Source organism: Arthrobacter sp. lap29, assembly GCF_032458965.1.
GTDB lineage: Bacteria > Actinomycetota > Actinomycetes > Actinomycetales > Micrococcaceae > Specibacter > Specibacter psychrochitiniphilus.
This window is the reverse complement of the sequence record NZ_JAUCEK010000002.1, coordinates 1-19,287: the sequence shown is the minus strand read 5'-3', so window position 1 is coordinate 19,287 and position 19,287 is coordinate 1. Positions and strand designations below refer to the sequence as shown.

Here is a 19,287-nt window from a genome sequence, read left to right as displayed (position 1 = left end):
ATGCGACTTGAATCACAAATAGGGCAAAAGAGACCACTTTGGTCTTGACCCCCTTTTATTTCGGGTAGACTATTTGTCGTTGCCAAAAGCGCGCAGGGCATCGCAAGATGTCATGCTACGCAGCGGCGGACATGGTGGGATTAGCTCAGTTGGCAGAGCGCCTGGTTGTGGTCCAGGAGGTCGCGGGTTCAACCCCCGTATCTCACCCCATGTGTGGTTCATTACGAATCACTAAACACCCCGGTCAATTGATCGGGGTGTTTTTCATTGCCTGAATGCGCTAAAACTTGGCATTGTTTCGAGCCTGAAAAGGAATCAGTCATGACCATCCGTCCCGTGACCATCTTGGGTGAGCCAGTACTTCACCGCCGCGCCGATGAGGTTCTTGCCTTCGATCAGGACCTCAAGGACCTAGTGGCTGATATGTACCAGACCATGGATGCCGCCCACGGCGTTGGCTTGGCAGCACCTCAGATTGGGGTGGGTCTGCGTATTTTCACCTACCAGCTGGAGAACGACGACGACGTCCCCGCCCGGGGCGTGCTCATCAACCCCACGCTGACTGTGGGGAAAATTTCCGGCAACCCTCCCAGCGTGGATGACGAGGTGGAAGGGTGCCTGTCAGTTCCTGGCATCGACTTCCCGCTCAAACGGGCCGAATGGGTGCGTGTGCGTGGCTTCGACGTGGACGGCAACGCCCTGGACTTTGAAGCAACCGGCTGGTTTGCCCGCTGCATGCAGCACGAGTTCGATCACCTTGATGGAAAACTTTACGTGGACCGGCTCAACGCCCGCTACTCCAAGAAATCCAAGCGTGCGGCCAAGAACAACGGCTGGGGCGTGCCCGGGCTGACCTGGATGCCCGGCGTGGACCCGGACCCTTTCGGTCACTGACCGCTGCGGCGCCTGGTATTCCATCTGCCTCCGCACAGACTTTCCGTATGCGTCCCGTCAGGGGCTAACGCGGCGCCACTGACGCACTGGCGCCACGCTGAACTCCACGGCGTTGCACGAGTTATGTCACTTTCGCCCTACGCACCGCCAGCACCGTGGCAAGGCGCATAACCGCCGGATCACCAGCAGCCACTGATTCGCTAAACTGGTTCCATGACCTCTCGCACCGCCTTGAACCCTAAACAGACCCTGGACGTCCTGGGCATTGCTCCCGAAGACCGTGCGGAATCTATTGCGCTACTCGAGGGGCCGGCAACTCCCGCCGTTGAAAAAGTCTTGGCCCACCTGAGGTCCCGGCTGGGCAGTTCCGATGATTCCGTCCCGGAACTTGGCACCGCCGAAGCCCCCGTGACCGAGTTCGACTGGCTCAGCGCCATGCTGCGCTTCTCCCCCGAACTCCTTCAGTGGCACAGGGCCAAGAACATCCCCGAGGCAGTCTCCAATGCCACCTTGGCAGACTTTGGCCGCAATATGCTCATCAACCGCCGCGTCCACAACCGCTTCGGTATGGATACTTACAAGTGGCTCAATCACGTTTGCTCCGGCCGCATTTACCAGCTGGGCCGGTTGCAATACCTGATCCACCAACCTGTGGCCAGCATCCCAGGCGTGGAAGCCGAGGAATGGATTCTGGGCATCCATATCCCCGAAGGCGGCGGTCTGGGTACCGCGGCCGTCCAGGAAAGCCTGGCCTTGGCAGCAGCATTCTTTGCCGAGTATTTTCCGGAGAAGCCCGTACGTACCGGCAATTGTGAATCATGGCTTCTGGACCCGTACCTGAGCACACATCTGGACCCGGCGTCCAACATTGCTGCCTTCGCGGGACTCTTCACCCCCTATGGTGAGCCGCGCAACGAACCCACGGACGCCGTGTACTTCACCTTCCGCACCCGCAGCATGGACAATCTGGGGGCGCTGCCCCGCACCACGGCGTTGCAACAGACCGTCTTGAACCGGATCGATGCCGGAGGTACTTGGCAGTTGGGTTTTGGATATCTATCCCTTCCCTGCCGCGAGTGATGGAGCACACGGAAGCGCCCACCTGCACCCTGCGCTAAACTTGATAGTTGCGCCCTGCCCATGCATAAACTAAGTCTTTACCGCTAGAAAGTAGTCTCGTGTCCTCTCCGGCTCAGTCCCCCGCCCTCGCCACCGAAATTTCCGGCCAGGCGGAGCGTCGGCGAACCTTCGCCGTCATCTCACACCCCGATGCCGGAAAATCCACACTGACCGAGGCGTTGGCCTTGCACGCAAAGGTGATTGGTACGGCAGGGGCTACAAACGGCAAATCCAACCGCAGGGACACCATCTCTGACTGGCAGCAGATGGAGAAGGACCGCGGTATTTCCATCAGCTCTGCGGCGCTGCAGTTCTCCTACCGAGATACTGTCATCAACTTGCTGGACACCCCCGGCCACGCCGACTTCTCCGAAGACACTTACCGGGTGCTGGCCGCCGTGGACTGTGCCGTCATGCTGGTAGACGCCGGTAAGGGCCTGGAAACCCAGACCATGAAACTCTTTGAGGTGTGCCGCCAGCGCAACCTTCCCATCATCACTGTCATCAACAAATGGGACCGTCCGGGTCTTGATCCGTTGGAACTCATGGATGAGATCACCGAGCGCACGGGCCTGACCCCTATGCCGTTGACGTGGGCCATTGGCATTGCCGGAGACTTCCGCGGAGTGTGGGACATCCGCCGCAATGAGTTCGCGAAGTTTGCCCGCAATAGTTCCGGTGCCCAGATTGCGCTGACTGAGTACCTCACCCCGGAACAGGCCGCCATCTCCGAAGGCGATGCCTGGACGGATTCCACTGACGAGGCCTCCCTGGTGGTGGATGAGGCCAACCCGTTGGACTTGGACGCTTTCTACGCGGGCAAGGCCACTCCCCTGCTGTTCTCCTCTGCCGCCTTGAACTTCGGTGTGAAGCAGATCTTGGACACCCTGGTGGACTTTGCCCCTCCGGCCACGCCCCGTGCGGATATAGAAGGCACCGAGCGCCCCGTTGACGCTCCCTTCTCCGGGTTCGTCTTCAAGGTCCAGGCCGGTATGAACCAGGCCCACCGCGATCATGTGGCCTTTGTGCGGGTTTGCTCGGGCATGTTTGAGCGCGGCATGGTGGTCACTCAATCACGCACGGGCAAGTCCTTCGCCACCAAGTACGCCCAGCAGGTGTTTGGCCGCGAACGCGAAGTCATTGACACCGCATTCCCGGGTGACGTGGTGGGTTTGGTCAACGCCTCATCCTTGCGCGTGGGCGACTCCTTGTTCGTGGAAGAATCCGTGGAGTACCCGGCCATCCCGCTGTTCGCGCCTGAACACTTCCAGGTGGCACGCTCCAAGGACCCCAGTAAGTACAAGCAGTTCCGCCGTGGCATTGAGCAGCTCGAGCACGAAGGCGTCATCCAGGTGCTGCGCTCTGACCTGCGCGGCGACCAGGCACCTGTGCTCGCCGCCGTGGGCCCCATGCAATTTGAGGTGGTTGAGGACCGCATGCACCACGACTTCAACGCGCCCATGCGTTTAGAACGACTCCCCTACTCCTTGGCCAGATTGACCACGGCTGATGCAACGGCCGTGTTGGCCAACGTTCATGGCGCTGAGGTCCTCGAGCGCAGTGACGGAGAGTTCCTGGCTCTGTTCAACGATATTTGGGCCATGCGCCGCGTGGAAAAGAACCATCCGGATCTGCCGTTGAGTGAAATCGGCACCTCGATGCAAAAGTAGTCTGGCCAGCCCGCAGACAAAGCCTGCCCTTCCGGTATTTTCCCTTCAGGGGAGATAGCCGGAGGGCAGGCTTTGTTGTTTCGGGCACAGCCCTAACACCCGTTGCATGGCGGCCTTCTCTGCCGGGGTGACCCACAACCGGTAGGCGGCCTTCACAGAAATTTGGCGGGCCACATAGTGGCAACGGAACTTCTTATCTGGTGGGAGCCAAGTGGCCGCATCGCCATCTGACTTCTCTTGATTGGCGGGCCCGTCTGCTGCAAGGAGGTTCAACGGATCATTGGCCAGGCTTTGGCGCTGGACAGTGGTCAGCACCTGGGCCCCTGTCTGCCAGGCATTACCGAGGGCCACCACATGATCGATCTGCACCGCACCGCTGGTGTCTTTGCCCCGTTTGAAGGCAACCTCCTTACCGGTGTAATGCTCGGCGAGCGTTCCCGATGCGACAAGACACCGGGACCCGGCCGTGAATTTCACAGCCGTCATATCCCTGCGCAGGATGTCGTTGCGGGTATCGCAGCCATTGGAGTCCGCGTCCATCCACGCCTCTCCAAAGGCGCTGCGGTCATAATTGTTGCGTGCCGCCTTACCTTTGACCGGCAGCGTTTGAAGAATTGCCAGCGCGGAGGCAGAGCCCACCACCAGCACGGGTTGCCCCAAGGCAGCCGGCGGGGTGGCAACGGCCGGTGGCGGTCCCGGATCCGGCTCAAAGGGCCACCTCCCGGAGCTGTGCAGCCACCCAGTCAGCAGCGCCAGCACAATGATCACAAAAACCGCCATGGTGCGCGTGGGAGCTCGGGGCTCCGGGTGCAGGGTGTCCCGGCGCTGCCGGCCCCGGAGCTGTGTGCGCCGCGGCAGCAGGCGTGCATGCCGTGCCATAAACACCCCTTTGACCAGTTGCCTTAAGTCTAGGAGTTTGGCTGCCAGCGCGTCCGGGGTTGTCCACAGCGGGGTTGTCCACAGGAAGAGCGCCCACCGGGAGCCCTTGGGCAGGACCACGATCCAAAGAAACGTGCGTTGCTGCCGCAAACCGAACAACTACACATCAATTATTCTCCTCAGAAGTGCCGCCCGGATTTCTATGGCTGTGATCATGGTGCCGAATTTTACTCAGCAAAGTGGGTAGCGTAGATTTGATGAATGGTACAAATCATTGCTGTTCTTCTTATCATCTGGCTAGTCCTTGCTGTCCTGGGCTTTGTAGTCAAGGGGCTATTGTGGCTGGCCATTATTGGCGTTGTATTGTTCGTGGTTACGGCTGCGGTTGGTTGGGTACGGCGTAACGCGCTAAACAAGTAATCGAGAGTTGGGCCGGTCGCTTCAAGCGGCCGGCCTTTTTCATGCCCGCACCTCTTCTTAGCCAGCGCTTCCCTTCTGCGTCGAGGATCTGTTCAGTAGGCGATGCAGATGGAGTGAAGGAGATGTAGTGGGGTACGCACTGGTTGTTGGGCAGTTTTCTATCTCGCCAAGATTCCGTATTTGCCCCGTCTGCCCGCGGTGTTGGGGCCAGACCTCTGAGCATGCACCGAAGGTGCCCGCAAACCAAATAAATATGGCACGTTTCCCCTTGAAAAAACGGGCGAAACGCACCATAAAAATGCAAAAAGTGGATAGGGCAGTCTGTACGCCGGGTTTTGTCGTCCGCCGCAGTTACCTGCGGCGAAGAGGCAACCATCCATCTACGGACGCCGTTGCCGACGCCCTCTAGCAGCCTACCCAGGCACTCGGGCGAACAGCCCTCAATCATGCCCTGTCTGGCCTTGCTCCGGGTGGGGTTTACCGAGCTTCCCCAGTCACCTGGGGAACTGGTGGTCTCTTACACCACCGTTTCACCCTTACCGGCAACAGTCCTTGCGAACCGTGCCGGCGGTCTACTTTCTGTGGCACTTTCCTGCGGGTTACCCCGAGTGGGCGTTACCCACCACCCCGTTCTGCGGAGCCCGGACGTTCCTCGAGCCACTTACGTGACGCGCGGTTGCCCAACTGCCCTATCCAGCTACTAAGTGTACAGGGCAAGGTGCGCAAAGGTGCGTAGCGGCGTCGTACGTTTAAGCACGACGCCGGTACGCACCTGGGGTACCTAGCTGATCAATGCGGCACTTGACTCGAGCGCCGGGAATTGGAGGGGGTGCACGCCGGCCATTTCCTCCATGACACGCACTACCTGGCAGCTGTAGCCAAACTCGTTGTCATACCAGACGTAGAGGACAAGGTTTTTATCGGTGCTGATGGTTGCCAGGCCGTCAACAATCCCGGCGCGCCGGTAGCCCACGAAGTCCGAGGAGACCACCTCGGGTGAATCAATGTAATCGATCTGTTTACGGAAGTCAGAGTTCAGTGACATGTCCCGCAAAAACGCGTTGACCTCATCCTTGGTGGTCCCGTTTTCCAGTGTCAGGTTCAAAATAGCCATGGACACGTTGGGGGTTGGTACGCGGATGGAGTTGCCCGTCAGTTTGCCTTCCAACTCGGGCAACGCCTTGGCCACGGCCTTGGCAGCACCGGTCTCGGCAATGACCATGTTCAGGGCGGCAGAACGGCCGCGCCGGTCACCCTTATGGAAGTTATCAGTGAGATTCTGATCATTGGTGAACGAGTGCACCGTCTCCACATGTCCGTGCACAATCCCGTATTTGTCATTGAGGACCTTCAGCACGGGCGTGATGGCGTTAGTGGTGCAGGAGGCAGCGGTGACAATCTTGTCCCCGGCCTCGATCATGTGGTGGTTGATACCGTACACAATGTTCTTCAGGGCGCCCTTGCCCGGGGCTGTCAGCAGGACGCGGGCAGCACCCTTGGACAACAGGTGTTGGGACAGGCCTTCTTCATCGCGCCAGCGGCCCGTGTTATCCACAATGATCGCGTTCGTAATACCAAACGCGGTGTAGTCAATGGTTGAGGGGCTATCCGAGTAAATCACCTGGATGGATGTGCCATTGGCCTGGATGATGTTATTTTCGGTGTCTATGGTGATGGTGCCGTCGAAGGGGCCATGCACGGAGTCGCGGCGCAGCAGGCTGGCCCGCTTGGCCAAATCTGTCTCGCCACCCTTGCGGACCACAATGGCACGCAGACGCAAGCCGTGGCCACCGCCATTGTGTTCGATGAGGATGCGGGCCAGCAGGCGCCCAATCCGGCCAAAACCGTACAACACCACATCGGTGCTGGTGCGTCCGTCTTCTCCGCGGCGGCCAACAATAGAGGCCAACTCAGTGCGCAGGAACGTTTCCAGATCAGCCTCGCCGGAGGCCTTGAAAGCAGCGTTGAGGCGGGCAACATCCAGGGATGCCGGACCCAGCTCGAGCTTGTCCAAGACTTCAATGAGGGGCAGCGTCTGCTCTAGGGGCAGTTCGCAGCTGTCAATGTGCCGGGCAAAGCGGTGTGCCTTGAGGATGTCATAGGGGGACTTGTTGATCAGTGAGCGCCCGTGAACATTAGCAATAACATTGTTCTCACGGTACAGGCGTCCGATCAGCGGAATCATGGCCTCGGCCATACTCTCGCGTTGGATCCAGGTTTGTAATGCGGCATCCGTGTGTGTCGGAGCCTGGTTGATCGTCACGTCAAACTACCTTTCCTGGCCCAAAACACCCTTGGTTTAAGCCTGCTCCCAGTGTGACAGCGCTCCGTGTTTACCCGCGAGTTACGTGAACCACTTCACTAGACCGGTCTAGCCCCTGGTCACCTGGCAGCTACTCGCCCCTACTTCTCCTGCCGAACGTAGAGTTAATTCCGCTGTCTGTCCTCCAAGCACGTGCCTTAGCAGCACTTTGGAATGCGGTGCGCTTGAAAGCGGCGCAGCTTTGAGGCGATAAGCTCCTAGGGTGCTGATTCTGTTGCCGCCTTCTGAAGGCAAGACCCCCGCCGATTCCGGATCCCCCGTTGATCTGGCCACCTTGAGTTTCCCCTCACTCACCACAGCAAGGCAGGCCGTGTCCACCGCTTTGGCTTTAGTCTCCGGCCAGGATGATGCCCTCAATCAATTGGGTGTGGGTGCCTCCTTGGGGCATGAAGTGCACCGCAATACCCGCCTGGACCAAGAGCCGGCAGCCCCCGCCCACAGTATTTACACGGGCGTGCTCTTCGATGCCCTTGGCTACAACAGCATGACGGCAACGCAGAAGCGCAAGGCCGATGCCGCCGTCGTGGTTATCTCCGGGCTATGGGGTGCAGTGGGATTCGCCGACAGCATTCCCGCGTACCGGCTCTCCATGTCGGTGGGCCTGCCCGGACTGGGAAAGCTGGCCAGTTTCTGGAAACCGCAACTGGCGCAGGCGCTGGCGGAGCATGCGGAGGGCCACCTTCTGGTGGATTGCCGCTCCAGTAGTTACGCGGCTGCCTGGGTGCCTGACCCGGAACGCACTGTGGCCGTGAATGTTTTCACCGAGCGCGACGGCGCCCGCAAGGTTGTCTCCCACTTCGCCAAACATACTCGAGGGGAACTGGCTAGGCACTTGCTCACCCGCCGAGGCAAAACCCCCGAAACACCCGCCCAGCTGGCACACGTTGCTGCGGAACGGTGGGTTGTGGAGCTGGTCCCAGGAACGGCTCGCAAGGCGCACGCGCTGAACATCATTCTGACGGACTGATCACCAGCTTTTTACTTTTCATTCCTCGAATGGGGCCCACGTAAGGGGCTCATTCGAGGAATGAGATCAGGGAGCGGTTTAGCCCCACTCCTCCGAGCGGACCAAAATGGCGCCGGAGTCCGGGCAGAAGACAATGGTGTCAGCCGGAGCTTTTTTAATATCTACCAAGTCACCGGCGCTAAGCTGCATGCCCGAACCTTCTGACTTGCCGTGGAAGAGCCGTGCCGCACCCACCCCATATTTAGCCAGCGAACGGTCGTAGATGGCCAGCAGTGCCGGATCGAAGGTGGCCGTCAGTTCGGTGCGCTCGCCTAGCGTGGCATCGCGCTCAAGCTTCAACCCGACCAACTTGCTCCGCACCTCATCAAGGACCTCATCCAGCACTGACTGCATCTGCGCTACGAGCCCTTGCTGGGCAGCCTGGTCAGATGTTGCCGCCTCGAACGCCTCCATGGCTTCAAGTTCTGTATCTTCAAGGTCACTACGGCGCTTGGTCAGTGATTCAATTTCACTCTGCAGTGCCATGAGATCTTTAGAGAGCCCCGTGCCACTATTGAGCTTGGCCTCATCACGTTCAATCCGCGCTACGACGGCGGCAACATCGTCCTCTGCCTTGGTCAAGGCCCGGTGGCAATCGCTGACAGCCGTGTCAAGGACAACCAGATCGCTCTTCGCCACGGTGACCCCGGCATGCAGATCTGGCAGCCTGGGATCTTCCTTCAACGCCTTTGCCTGGACATCAAGTCCGCGCAATTTTCCGTCCAATACCGCAATATCCAGCAAACGCATTTGCTCGGCCGGTGCTGCCTTAGCCATGTAACTCCTCCTGCTGCATCACGTGATGACAATAGTTCTTAGAACAAGCCTAGTTCCCGGGAGTCAGAATAAAGTCCCACGGGTCCGTGTTGGTCTGGCTCAATGCCAATTCTGCGGCAAATCCCTGATCGGCAAGCACGTTTCCCAGAGCCACCATGGCGTTGGGTAGCCACAGCCATTCGCTGGCAAAGTGTGAAAGATCAATGAGGTAGGGCCGCCCGTCCAGTCGCGCCTCGCGGGCTTCGGAGGCTGGGTGGTGGCGGAGGTCTGCCGTGACAAACACATCGGCGTCGCTTGCCCGTACGGCGTCAAAGAGAGAGTCACCAGCTCCGCCACATACAGCTACCTTGCGCACTAGAGCATCCCGCTCACCAGAGACCCGCACTCCCCCGGCTACGGCGGGCAGGGTGAGGAACACCTTTGCGGCCAGGTCACCAAGTTTTTCCGGAGCTGGCAAGAAACCTACGCGCCCAATGCCTTCTTCCACGAGTCCGTTGACGGCTGGCATGAGTGGCTGCACGTCACCGAGTTTTAAGATGTCCGCCAAGACGTCTGAGACACCGCCAACGGCGCTGTCGCCATTGGTGTGAACCGTCAGGAGAGCGCAGCCACCCTCAATGAGCCGGTGGATGGCCCTCCCTTTCCCTGTTGTGGCGGCCACAGAGTTGACCCCTTTCAACAGCAGCGGGTGGTGGGTGATCAGTAATTGGGCGCCCCATTCCAGGGCTTCCTCAATCACTTCCAAGGTAGGGTCCACGGCAAACATGATCCTGTCCACCTCGGCTTCGGGGCGGCCCACTACCAAGCCCACACGGTCCCATTCCTCGGCGAGAGATTCTGGCCAGAGTTCTTCCGCAGCGAGCAGAACATCAGAGAGGACGGGGGGCTCAGGGGCATCGTGCGCTGTGTCCTCAGCGTTGCCGGCCCCGTCATGCTCCGGTGATTCTTCCGCGATGCCGTTTTGTTGGCTGTCCAACACATCGGCTTCAGCCATATCGCTAGCATCCTCGGACAGCTCCGGGGTATCGCCCCTCGGGGCAACTTCATCAGATCCGGTCTCTGACGGGGGGAAAGTTGGTTCCTCGCTCATGTTCCTACCTTACTTGCGGGCGGCAGGTGCCGAGCACACTTTGTGAGGGTTGGGAATCATCTGGCACAGAAATGACTTATAAATGAACATGAAGACTTTTGTATTGGGCGGTGGTTGCTTTTGGTGCCTCGACGCCGTGTATCAGATGACCCGGGGCGTTCAATCGGTAGTGTCCGGTTATACCGGCGGCGCTCTACCCAACCCCAGTTATGATCAAATTTGCACGGGCATGACAGGTCACGCAGAAATTGTTCAAGTCACTTTTGACGAGAACATCATCCCTTCTGAGACCATTTTGGACATGTTTTTTGTTCAGCACGATCCCACTACTTTGAACCGTCAGGGTTATGACACCGGCACCCAGTACCGCTCTTCCATGTTCTACCGTGATGAGAGTGAAGAAGCAGAATTCCGTGCAGCAATTGTGCGCAATCAGCCGCTGTGGAAAGACCCCATAGTCACGGAAGTCACCAGGCTAGGGACCATCTATGAGGCAGAGAATTATCACCAAGATTTCTATGCGCAGCGTCCCGAGGTGGGCTACTGCCGGGTCATTATCAACCCAAAAATTGCGAAAGTTAGAAAACATTACGCGAAGTGGCTGACCGCCTAGAACCACGTCTTGGTACTGACTACGCTGGCCACAAAGCACAGTATGAAGTTCCCTTGCGTGAACTCCCGCTACCAACACCCATTAGAACGACGAAGGACCACCCATGGCACGTATCTATGACAATGTCACACAGCTGGTTGGCGGCACCCCTTTGGTGCGCCTGAACCACCTGACTGAAGGCCTGAACGCCACCGTCGCTGTGAAGTTGGAGTTCTACAACCCGGCTAACAGCGTGAAGGACCGGATTGGCGTGGCCATTGTTGATGCCGCCGAAGCCTCCGGTGAACTCAAGCCTGGTGGAACCATTGTTGAAGGCACCTCCGGTAACACAGGCATCGCCTTGGCCATGGTGGGTGCCGCCCGCGGTTACAAGGTCATCTTGACCATGCCGGAGACCATGTCCACCGAACGCCGTGTCATGCTGCGCGCCTATGGTGCTGAAATTATTCTGACCCCGGGTTCTGAGGGCATGCGTGGGGCAGTGGAGAAGGCCAAGGAAATTGTGGCCAACACCGAGAACGCCATCTGGGCCCAGCAGTTCGCCAATGAGGCTAACCCGGCCATCCACCGACTCACCACGGCCGAAGAAATTTGGAATGACACCGACGGCGCTGTGGATATTTTTGTTGCCGGCGTTGGTACCGGCGGTACGGTCACCGGCGTGGGCCAGGTCCTGAAGGATCGCAAACCAGGGGTACAAATTGTGGCCGTCGAGCCCATTGACTCCGCCATTCTTAACGGTGGAGCCCCCGGCCCCCATAAGATTCAGGGCCTGGGGGCAAACTTCATTCCCGAGATTCTTGACCAGAAAATCTACGACGAAGTCATGGACGCCACGCTGGAGGACTCTGTCCGTGTAGCGCGCGATCTGGGTATGCGCGAAGGAATTTTGGGTGGCATTTCCTCCGGCGCCATTGTTTGGGCAGCCCTTGAATTGGCCAAGCGCCCGGAAAACGCTGGCAAGCTCATCGTCGCAATTGTTTGCGATTTTGGTGAGCGCTACATTTCAACTGTGCTCTACGACGATATCCGCGGCTAAGCCCATACCCTATGTGAGGACCTGTTAAACCGGAATATTTCCCGCATCACTGACGCTGTGTCAGTGGTGCGGGTCTTCTGGTATGTGGGACCGGCACCCTAAAACCTGCGCCACAATGCGTTTGTGGCGATCAACTGAAAGAAGTCTGTGGGATTTTTCAGCAGAATACGTGAAGACCTCGAATCGGCACGCTCGCATGACCCCGCAGCACGGGGTTCCATGGAGAATCTTTTTGTGTACTCCGGCCTGCACGCCATCTGGGTGCACCGGCTGACACACAAGATGTGGGCTACGCCTGCCCTGCGTTTCCCGGCCCGGGTACTTTCACAACTGACCCGTTTTGCCACCGGTATTGAGATACACCCAGGCGCCACTATTGGCAGACGGTTTTTCATTGACCACGGCATGGGCGTTGTCATTGGTGAAACCGCCGAGATCGGTGATGACGTCATGATTTACCACGGCGTCACGCTCGGCGGCCGTTCGCTGGCAAAAACCAAACGCCACCCCACCATCGGCAACCGGGTCACCATCGGCGCTGGTGCAAAGATCCTGGGCCCCATCTACATTGGTGACGATTCAGCGGTAGGGGCCAACGCGGTCGTGGTTAAGGATGCGCCGGCCGAGTCCATCCTCACCGGTATCCCCGCCAAATCTCGGCACCGAGATGCGCGCCGGGAAATGGCCCCTGCTGTGGATCCGGCCGAATATATTGACCCCGCTATGTGGATCTAGGCCCGTTTGACGCACGCCAGGGGGCTGGCTCGAAGATATTGTTATACCGAGACAGTTACTAGAAATATGTAAAGGAAGCCCATGATCGAAATCCTCACCCCTGCACGGCTTGAACTGGCTAAGAAGAGCGGGGCGTTCGTTGCCCAGGTACTTAAGAGTCTTCAGGAACGCGTGGTTGTCGGCACAAATCTGCTGGAAATTGATGCCTGGGCTGCAGAGATGATCGCCGAGGCAGGGGCTATCTCCTGCTACGTGGATTATGCGCCTGCCTTCGGCCGCGGCCCGTTTGGTCATGTCATTTGCACGTCCGTCAACGACGCCGTGCTGCACGGGCTCCCCCACGATTACACTATTGCCGACGGCGATTTGCTCACCCTCGACTTCGCCGTGTCCCTCAACGGTGTTGTGGCTGACGCCGCCATCAGTTTCATTGTTGGCACCCCGCGCGATCCCGAGGATCAGCGCCTTATCGATGCCACCCGGGCCGCATTGGCGGCCGGCATTGCTGCCGCAAAGCCCGGTGCACGGGTGGGTAATATTTCTGCTGCTATTGGCAAGGTTCTCAAGGCCGCCGGATACAGCGTCAACACCGATTTTGGCGGGCATGGGGTGGGCTCCACCATGCACCAGGAACCCCATATCGCCAACAACGGCAAGGCTGGGCAAGGCTACAAGCTCAAGGCTGGACTGCTGCTCGCGATCGAACCCTGGGCCATGGTGGACACCGCCAAACTTGTCATGGACCCCGACGGCTGGACCCTGCGCAGCGCCACCGGGGCCCGCACAGCCCATACCGAGCACACGGTGGCCATCACCAAAAATGGCCCGGAGATCCTCACAGCCTGACCCTACTCAAAGGCACAAGCACTGTTAAGAAACGACGGCGGCCGGCAACTTTCTTATGGAAAGTTGCCGGCCGCCGTAGTGCTTCATACCCACGTGGTGCGGGTGGATGGGCCCACGCCCGCGAGGGACCCGCTGCGAGCTTGCGGTGGTCCGGGTGGATGGGCCCACGCCCGCGAGGGACCCGCTGCGAGCTTGCGGTGGTCCGGGTGGATGGGCCCACGCCCGGGTGGATGGGCCCACGCCCGCGAGGGACCCGCTGCGAGCTTGCGGTGGTCCGGGTGGATGGGCCCACGCCCGCGAGGGACCCGCTGCGAGCTTGCGAGCAGTGGGAGCGGGTAGGTGGGCCCACGACTCCGAGGGCCCCAAGGAGCAGACGCGCTAGCGGCTGGTCCTTGGGAGGAGTCGGGGACTAGTGCGTGTCTACCGCTGAGATCTCGGTCTTGTCGCCGCTCCACTGGGTGTGGAAGGTGCCTTCTTCGTCAACACGGTTGTACGTGTGGGCGCCGAAGAGATCGCGCAGGCCCTGGGTCAGGGCTGCGGGCAGACGCTTGCGGCGCAGGCCGTCATAGTAGGCCAGCGAGGAGGAGAATACGGGTACGGGGATTCCCAGCTGGACTGCAGTGGAGACCACGCGGCGCCAGGCCGGGAGGACCTCGGCGATTTCCGCTGCGAAGGCCGGGGCGAACAGCAGGTTTGCCGGTTTGTCCTCTGCGGCGTAGGCCTTGGTGATGTCCTTGAGCAGTTCGGCCCGGATGATGCAGCCGCCGCGCCACAGCGAGGCGATCTCATCCAGCTTCAGATCCCAGTTGTACTCGGTGGCTGCGCTGGTGAGCATGTCGATGCCCTGCGCGTAGCTGATGAGCTTGGATGCGTAGAGCGCCTGGCGAACGTCCTCAACGAAGTCGGCGCCCAGTTCAACGGCAACCTCGTGGCCAGCCAGAACTTCCTGGCCAATGGCACGCTGATCGCGCTGTGAGGACAGGCCGCGCGCAAACACGGACTCGGCGATGGCTGAGATGGGTGACCCCAGATCCAGACCGGACTGAACGGTCCAGCGGCCCGTACCCTTCTGGCCTGCCGAGTCAACAATGACGTCAACCAGCGGCTTACCGGTCTTGGCGTCGACATGGCCAAGAACTTCAGCGGTGATTTCAATCAGGAAGGAGGCCAACTGGCCTTCGTTCCACTTACCGAAGATCTCTGCCTGCTCTGCCGGCTCAATGCCAGCAGCGCTGCGGAGGAGATCGTAAGCCTCACCGATGACCTGCATGTCGGCGTATTCGATCCCGTTGTGGACCATCTTCACAAAGTGACCAGCGCCATCGGTGCCGATCCATGCACAGCAGGGCTCGCCGTCGACCTTGGCAGAAATTTTCTCCAACAGTGGGCCCAGGGCATCGTAGGATTCCTTGGAACCACCGGGCATGATGGACGGACCCAGCAGGGCACCTTCCTCACCACCGGAGACGCCGACGCCTACGAAGTGGAGATCCTTCTTGGCCAGATCCGCTTCACGGCGTCGGGTGTCCTGAAAGTTGGAGTTACCGCCGTCGATGATGATATCGCCAGCTTCCATCAGCGGGACGAGCTGATCGATAACGGAGTCAACGGGACCGCCAGCCTTGACCATGATGAGCACGCGGCGCGGCTTCTCCAAGGACTCCACGAGCTCGGCCAGGGTCTCGGTACGAACAAAAGCGCCCTCGCTGCCGTGTGCGTTAAGCAGCGCGTCAGTCTTTTCGACCGAGCGGTTGTGCAGCGCCACGGTGTATCCGTTGCGAGCCAGGTTGCGGGCCAGGTTTGCGCCCATGACGGCCAGGCCGGTGACGCCAATCTGTGCTGTTCCAATTTGTGCAGACATAGTACCTCCAGAGAAAATATCGGGTTTCCTCAAGCTTATCCGTGTTGGGACCCGTTCCGCAGCAGCTTCCAAGATTTGGGCACTCGCAGCCTGTCATAAATGACTTGCAACTTGGCGCCCGCATTGCCAAACGCAAACCCCAAGTACCCCAGATTGAGAGGTAGAACGTCCCGCCATTGTGCTTTGGGCGCAGAGACTGTATATTAAATCCAGATCCTCCACTGTGGCGTCCCCCAATAGCCACAGTGGAGGATCATCCATTTTAAGGACTTTCCCGCCAACTCCCCGGCTCTAAATTGGCTGCCACGGCACTACTTTCCGTGGCTACCGCGCCAGGCTGGGGAGCGATCTGAAAATGTTCAGTGTCAGTTTGCATCTTGCACCGTCGCAGGATATATTTTTATTACTGGTTCCCCACCACAGCGTCCCCCAATAGCTGTGGCGGGGAACCTTTTTAGTTTGCCCACCTTTGAGCCCGGCACAGCCCCACGCTTGAAGGTGGCCGCAGAGTTACTTGAAGGCCAGCAACCGCAGGAACTGTAACTCACTGATGATTCGGATATCCTGACCGGCCGAGGCCAGTTCCGCAGCTCGTTTGACCTTGGCGCTAGGGCGCCCGCCTCCCAGGACCTCTGCGCTGACTACCATGGTCACCTTCTTAGTTGTGCTGTTGGCAATAGTTGCACCCTTGGCCGCAGCCGCATCCTGTGCCTGAACCCTGGGCATGGCGGCAAGATCCCCGCTAAAGACGATTGTCTGGCCAAAGAGGGGCCCATAGGGGTTCGCCTGGGGGTTGGGCGGTGGCAAGTCCGCCAGCTTACGCGTGTAGCCTACCGCGTAGTAGCTAGGCAGCTTAGCCGCTTCGTTCTTCGCTTCTGGCCATAGGGCTGAAAGTGTGGCCGCTCCGCTGCGCCTGGCCAGTTCAATCGCAATGAGGGCGCTGGCACGGGCGTCGTCGCCGGCGTCATGATGGTTGAAGGCGGGCAACTCCAAGGCACCCACCACATCTGAAAGCGTGTAGTGGTCCAGTTGCAGGTGCTTGCGGGCAAGGGTCAAGGTGCAGTGAAAGTCCAAGTTGGTGGCGGGCAAACCACTGGCCTCATTGGCCTTGGATATGACTGATTTTTCAAAGCTGACGTTGTGGCCCACTAGGGCGTCGCCGCCAATGAAGTCCATCATGGGGCCGTGAATGCCACGCCAGTCCGGCATGTTGCGCACGTGCGCGGCCGTAATGCCATGGATACCCACGTTTATGGGAAGAAAGTCCGCATAGCCTGGCAGCGGCTTCATGAGCCATGAAACCTGCTCCACCACCTGACCGGATTTGACCTTGGTCAACCCCACTGCGCACGCGGAGGCGCGGTAGTTATTGGCTGTTTCAAAATCGATCGCGGTAAATGAAATACCATCCATGGCGTCCCCGTCTTATTCTGTGCAAGTTATTGCGTGCATCTGGTGCAGTTCCATACCCCAAGGCCGCCCCAGGCATCGGACCATCTTCCCATCCGGAGCCGCTTGAGCTGTACTTTGACGTTCTCGCTATGGTTCAAACCACAGCAGAAACTTCATAGCGGCGCGCATTCGAGGATGGGAGCGCAAGTGGGCGTCAAACCATGCGTCAACGCAAAGAACCCCGCCTGTCCGTAGCCGTTTGGCGCCGGAATGGCGGGGTTCTTCTGTGGTGGGTCCTACCGGGATCGAACCGATGACATCCACGGTGTAAACGTGGCGCTCTACCAGCTGAGCTAAAGACCCATTCGCTAACCAGCTCTTCAAGCATTGCGCTTGTTGGGCTGACCAACGAGAAACTACTGTACACGATGTTTTGCCTATTGCGCCAATCGGGGAGTCAATACGTGTGTGAGATAGCTCATAGCTTCCCCAACTCCTATTTCGGCCTTGATGGTTGCCAAGGAATCCCCGCGGGTTTGGCCCTTGTTAATGATGATGACGGGCTTGCCATCCTTGGCGGCCTTTTTGACGAACCGCAGACCGGACAGGACAGTCAACGAAGACCCTGCCACCAAGAGGGCTGCTCCCGCGTCAACCATAGCGAAGGATCGGAGAACCCTGTCCTTGGGAACATTTTCACCGAAGAAGACGAAATCCGGCTTCATGAGACCACCACATAGCGGACACTTGGCAACATTGAAGGTGGATATGAGGCTCTCAGCCACCACGTCAGCGTCCGCGTCTGGCGCCTGAGGTGCCCCGCCAGCTGCCGAGATGGCATCAAGGAATCCTGGATTGAGTTCATTCAAGATAGTGGCGAGAAAAGCCCGTGAGTAGTGATTGCCGCAGTCCATGCAGAGGACCTGATCGAACCTGCCATGTAGATCCACCACATTTTCGGCCCCAGCTTCTTCATGGAGCCTGTCGACGTTTTGGGTCACAATCCCCGTCAGAATCCCGCTGCGCTCCAGAGCAACCGTGGCAAAGTGCCCAGTATTTGGCTTGGCGGCGCTCAGATGTGACCAGCCCACATGATTTCTGGCCCAATAACGCTGGCGAAGCCGGACATCGCCCATAAATTCCTGGTAGGTCAGCGGGGTTCGCGGGACAGCTTGCGGTCCCCGATAGTCCGGGATGCCGGAATCGGTACTGATTCCAGCCCCGGTGAGTAGCGCAAATTTCTTCTCACCCAGCAACGCAGCAACACCGTCCAAGGTGTCTAGCTCCGTTTCGTTCAGCACCGAGGCAGCATTATTGGCCGCACCCAGCCCCGATCTTTGCTGCACAAAACCCGTCTGCCCAATACCAGGGCGCACGTTGTCCATTGCTACAACAACCCCAACGCCTGCCGGTAACGGGCCAGCGGCCGCGCCTGCCCGGAAGGCGTACTAAAGAGATCGGCAATGACGCCTCCGGCCGTAATCAAAAAAGTACTTCGCCCTGCCATGCCACGCACCGGATCAAAAACCCCGTAACGTTGCGCCACTGCGCCGTGCGGCCAGAAATCGGCCAGCAGGTCAAAAGCGTAACCCTGAGCCTGGGCATAGGCGCGAAGCGTGTACTTCGCATCCACGGACACCGCCAGGATGCGCACCCCCGCGGCCTGGAAGTCACCGAGGTTATCGCGCAGCACGCCCAACTCCCCCGTGCAAATACCGGAGTGCGCGAAGGGGTAGAACACTAAGGCCACCGGGGTGCCACGCAATTCAGCAAGCGCAATAGGCTCACCAAACTGATTAGACAGAGTGAAATCTGGGGCAAGGTCCCCAATGCTCAAGCACGGTTGCCTGGCGGCATCCATCTGTGGCCAGCCAGCCTTACTGGCGTTTGCGCGGCGCTAGGCGCGTTGCGGCCCAGTCAGCAGAAACCCCCGCAGTGGTGGTGACATGCAGTCCTGCCGTGGGAGCAGCTTCCTGAATGTCCGACGGCGGGACGTAACCATCGCGCCCCTGCTTGGGTGTCATGATCCACACCACCCCACCTTCATCCAAGGTTGTCAGTGAATCAACGAGGGAATCCACGAGGTCACCATCGTCTTCTCGCCACCAAAAAATGACTGAATCCACTACGTCATGATCATGCTCGTCAAACATTTCGGACCCAATGAGGGCCTCAATGCTCTCGCGTAGATCAAAATCAACGTCGTCGTCGTATCCGAGTTCCTGGATGAGATCTCCATCCTTGAACCCTAAATTGCCTGCCACCTTGGCAACAGTGCCGGCGTCGGCCTCACTCACGTTTTTCCTCCTGCGGTCAGCGCTTGCACGCTGGTTTGTTGGTCAATAACCCCAGTCTAGGGGGTGAGCCCGCATTGCCTCCACTTAACGCAGTACCAGCGGCCGGCGGACTCAAAGACCCTGACGGATATTGTGATTTACCTTACTCACTTTGTGCACGGTTCCCCAGAGTCCACGATTCAAGTGCCTTCCGGCGTGTTCATGCAACGGTCAAGGCTACGCACAGGGCGCCACTGCGGTCTAGAGTGTCTGTACACGCCCAGAGCCACAGCACTGGGCGTCACACACTGCTTTTAAGAGAGGTTGGACGTGGCTGCAGGAGATAC

18 protein-coding genes, 2 tRNA genes and 1 other RNA gene are annotated in these 19,287 nt (G+C 59.1%); 10 read left to right on the top strand and 11 right to left on the bottom strand.

Translation table 11 applies throughout. From position 1 onward, the window contains the following. The first annotated feature begins 134 nt into the window (after positions 1-134). The 4 genes from RY113_RS03170 (at position 135) to RY113_RS03155 (ending at position 3,683) form a co-directional block, all read left to right on the top strand. A tRNA-His gene (locus tag RY113_RS03170) sits at positions 135-210 on the top strand. A gap of 111 nt (positions 211-321) precedes the next feature. Continuing rightward, entirely contained in the window at positions 322-894 is a 573-nt protein-coding gene (gene def, locus RY113_RS03165; RefSeq protein WP_110107595.1) for a peptide deformylase, read from the top strand. Between the two features lie 213 nt (positions 895-1,107). Next, positions 1,108-1,974: an acyltransferase domain-containing protein gene (locus tag RY113_RS03160; protein ID WP_315913418.1), complete on the top strand. Its 867-nt coding sequence runs from the start codon at positions 1,108-1,110 to the stop codon at positions 1,972-1,974. A gap of 98 nt (positions 1,975-2,072) precedes the next feature. Then, complete coding sequence (locus RY113_RS03155) at positions 2,073-3,683, top strand: peptide chain release factor 3 (protein WP_110107599.1); 1,611 nt, start codon at positions 2,073-2,075, stop codon at positions 3,681-3,683. Between the two features lie 45 nt (positions 3,684-3,728). Here RY113_RS03155 and RY113_RS03150 read toward each other — a convergent pair whose 3' ends face one another. Then, positions 3,729-4,562 carry an HNH endonuclease family protein gene (locus tag RY113_RS03150; protein ID WP_315913416.1) on the bottom strand — a complete coding sequence of 278 codons (834 nt, stop codon included), beginning with the start codon at positions 4,560-4,562 and terminating at the stop codon, positions 3,729-3,731. A gap of 261 nt (positions 4,563-4,823) precedes the next feature. Here RY113_RS03150 and RY113_RS03145 point away from each other — a divergent pair, with 261 nt between their 5' ends. Beyond that, positions 4,824-4,982 (top strand): hypothetical protein, encoded by a 159-nt coding sequence (locus tag RY113_RS03145; protein WP_170121021.1) that lies wholly within the window; start codon positions 4,824-4,826, stop codon positions 4,980-4,982. A 308-nt stretch (positions 4,983-5,290) separates the two neighbouring features. On the opposite strand, the gene rnpB is transcribed toward RY113_RS03145, so the two are convergent. Beyond that, positions 5,291-5,674, bottom strand: an RNA gene (gene rnpB / locus RY113_RS03140) — RNase P RNA component class A. Positions 5,675-5,763: 89 nt separating this feature from the next. Further along, a complete protein-coding gene (locus tag RY113_RS03135) occupies positions 5,764-7,245 on the bottom strand; it encodes a glyceraldehyde-3-phosphate dehydrogenase (RefSeq protein ID WP_315913413.1) in 1,482 nt (493 codons plus the stop codon). Positions 7,246-7,507: 262 nt separating this feature from the next. Here RY113_RS03135 and RY113_RS03130 point away from each other — a divergent pair, with 262 nt between their 5' ends. Then, a complete protein-coding gene (locus tag RY113_RS03130) occupies positions 7,508-8,272 on the top strand; it encodes a peroxide stress protein YaaA (RefSeq protein WP_315913411.1) in 765 nt (254 codons plus the stop codon). A gap of 78 nt (positions 8,273-8,350) precedes the next feature. Here RY113_RS03130 and RY113_RS03125 read toward each other — a convergent pair whose 3' ends face one another. After that, positions 8,351-9,088, bottom strand: coding sequence for a zinc ribbon domain-containing protein (locus RY113_RS03125; protein WP_110107602.1), 738 nt, complete (start codon positions 9,086-9,088; stop codon positions 8,351-8,353). A 49-nt stretch (positions 9,089-9,137) separates the two neighbouring features. Further along, entirely contained in the window at positions 9,138-10,178 is a 1,041-nt protein-coding gene (locus RY113_RS03120) for a Nif3-like dinuclear metal center hexameric protein (protein WP_396334201.1), read from the bottom strand. Positions 10,179-10,266: 88 nt separating this feature from the next. On the opposite strand from RY113_RS03120, the gene msrA reads away from it, so the two are divergent. From msrA to map, 4 genes are all read left to right on the top strand, one after another. Further along, positions 10,267-10,791, top strand: coding sequence for a peptide-methionine (S)-S-oxide reductase MsrA (gene msrA, locus RY113_RS03115; RefSeq protein WP_315913804.1), 525 nt, complete (start codon positions 10,267-10,269; stop codon positions 10,789-10,791). A gap of 103 nt (positions 10,792-10,894) precedes the next feature. Then, the gene (gene cysK / locus RY113_RS03110; RefSeq protein ID WP_110107604.1) at positions 10,895-11,830 is read left to right on the top strand and encodes a cysteine synthase A; all 936 of its coding nucleotides are present in this window, start codon (positions 10,895-10,897) and stop codon (positions 11,828-11,830) included. Positions 11,831-11,977: 147 nt separating this feature from the next. Next, complete coding sequence (epsC, locus tag RY113_RS03105) at positions 11,978-12,565, top strand: serine O-acetyltransferase EpsC (protein ID WP_110107606.1); 588 nt, start codon at positions 11,978-11,980, stop codon at positions 12,563-12,565. An 81-nt stretch (positions 12,566-12,646) separates the two neighbouring features. Then, complete coding sequence (map, locus tag RY113_RS03100; protein WP_315913407.1) at positions 12,647-13,411, top strand: type I methionyl aminopeptidase; 765 nt, start codon at positions 12,647-12,649, stop codon at positions 13,409-13,411. Positions 13,412-13,820: 409 nt separating this feature from the next. Here map and gndA read toward each other — a convergent pair whose 3' ends face one another. The 6 genes from gndA to RY113_RS03070 all read right to left on the bottom strand — a co-directional run bounded on the left by gndA (position 13,821) and on the right by RY113_RS03070 (position 18,961). Next, the gene (gene gndA, locus RY113_RS03095) at positions 13,821-15,272 is read right to left on the bottom strand and encodes an NADP-dependent phosphogluconate dehydrogenase (RefSeq protein ID WP_110107610.1); all 1,452 of its coding nucleotides are present in this window, start codon (positions 15,270-15,272) and stop codon (positions 13,821-13,823) included. Between the two features lie 510 nt (positions 15,273-15,782). Next, on the bottom strand, positions 15,783-16,685 hold the full coding sequence (locus RY113_RS03090) for an exonuclease domain-containing protein (RefSeq protein WP_315913403.1): 903 nt from the start codon (positions 16,683-16,685) through the stop codon (positions 15,783-15,785). A gap of 266 nt (positions 16,686-16,951) precedes the next feature. After that, positions 16,952-17,027 (bottom strand) — tRNA-Val (locus RY113_RS03085). A gap of 74 nt (positions 17,028-17,101) precedes the next feature. Further along, positions 17,102-18,049 (bottom strand): NAD-dependent protein deacetylase, encoded by a 948-nt coding sequence (locus RY113_RS03080; RefSeq protein WP_315913401.1) that lies wholly within the window; start codon positions 18,047-18,049, stop codon positions 17,102-17,104. A 2-nt stretch (positions 18,050-18,051) separates the two neighbouring features. Beyond that, entirely contained in the window at positions 18,052-18,525 is a 474-nt protein-coding gene (locus RY113_RS03075) for a peroxiredoxin (RefSeq protein WP_396334200.1), read from the bottom strand. A gap of 16 nt (positions 18,526-18,541) precedes the next feature. Then, positions 18,542-18,961, bottom strand: coding sequence for a DUF3052 domain-containing protein (locus RY113_RS03070; RefSeq protein WP_110107618.1), 420 nt, complete (start codon positions 18,959-18,961; stop codon positions 18,542-18,544). Between the last annotated feature and the right edge of the window lie 326 nt (positions 18,962-19,287).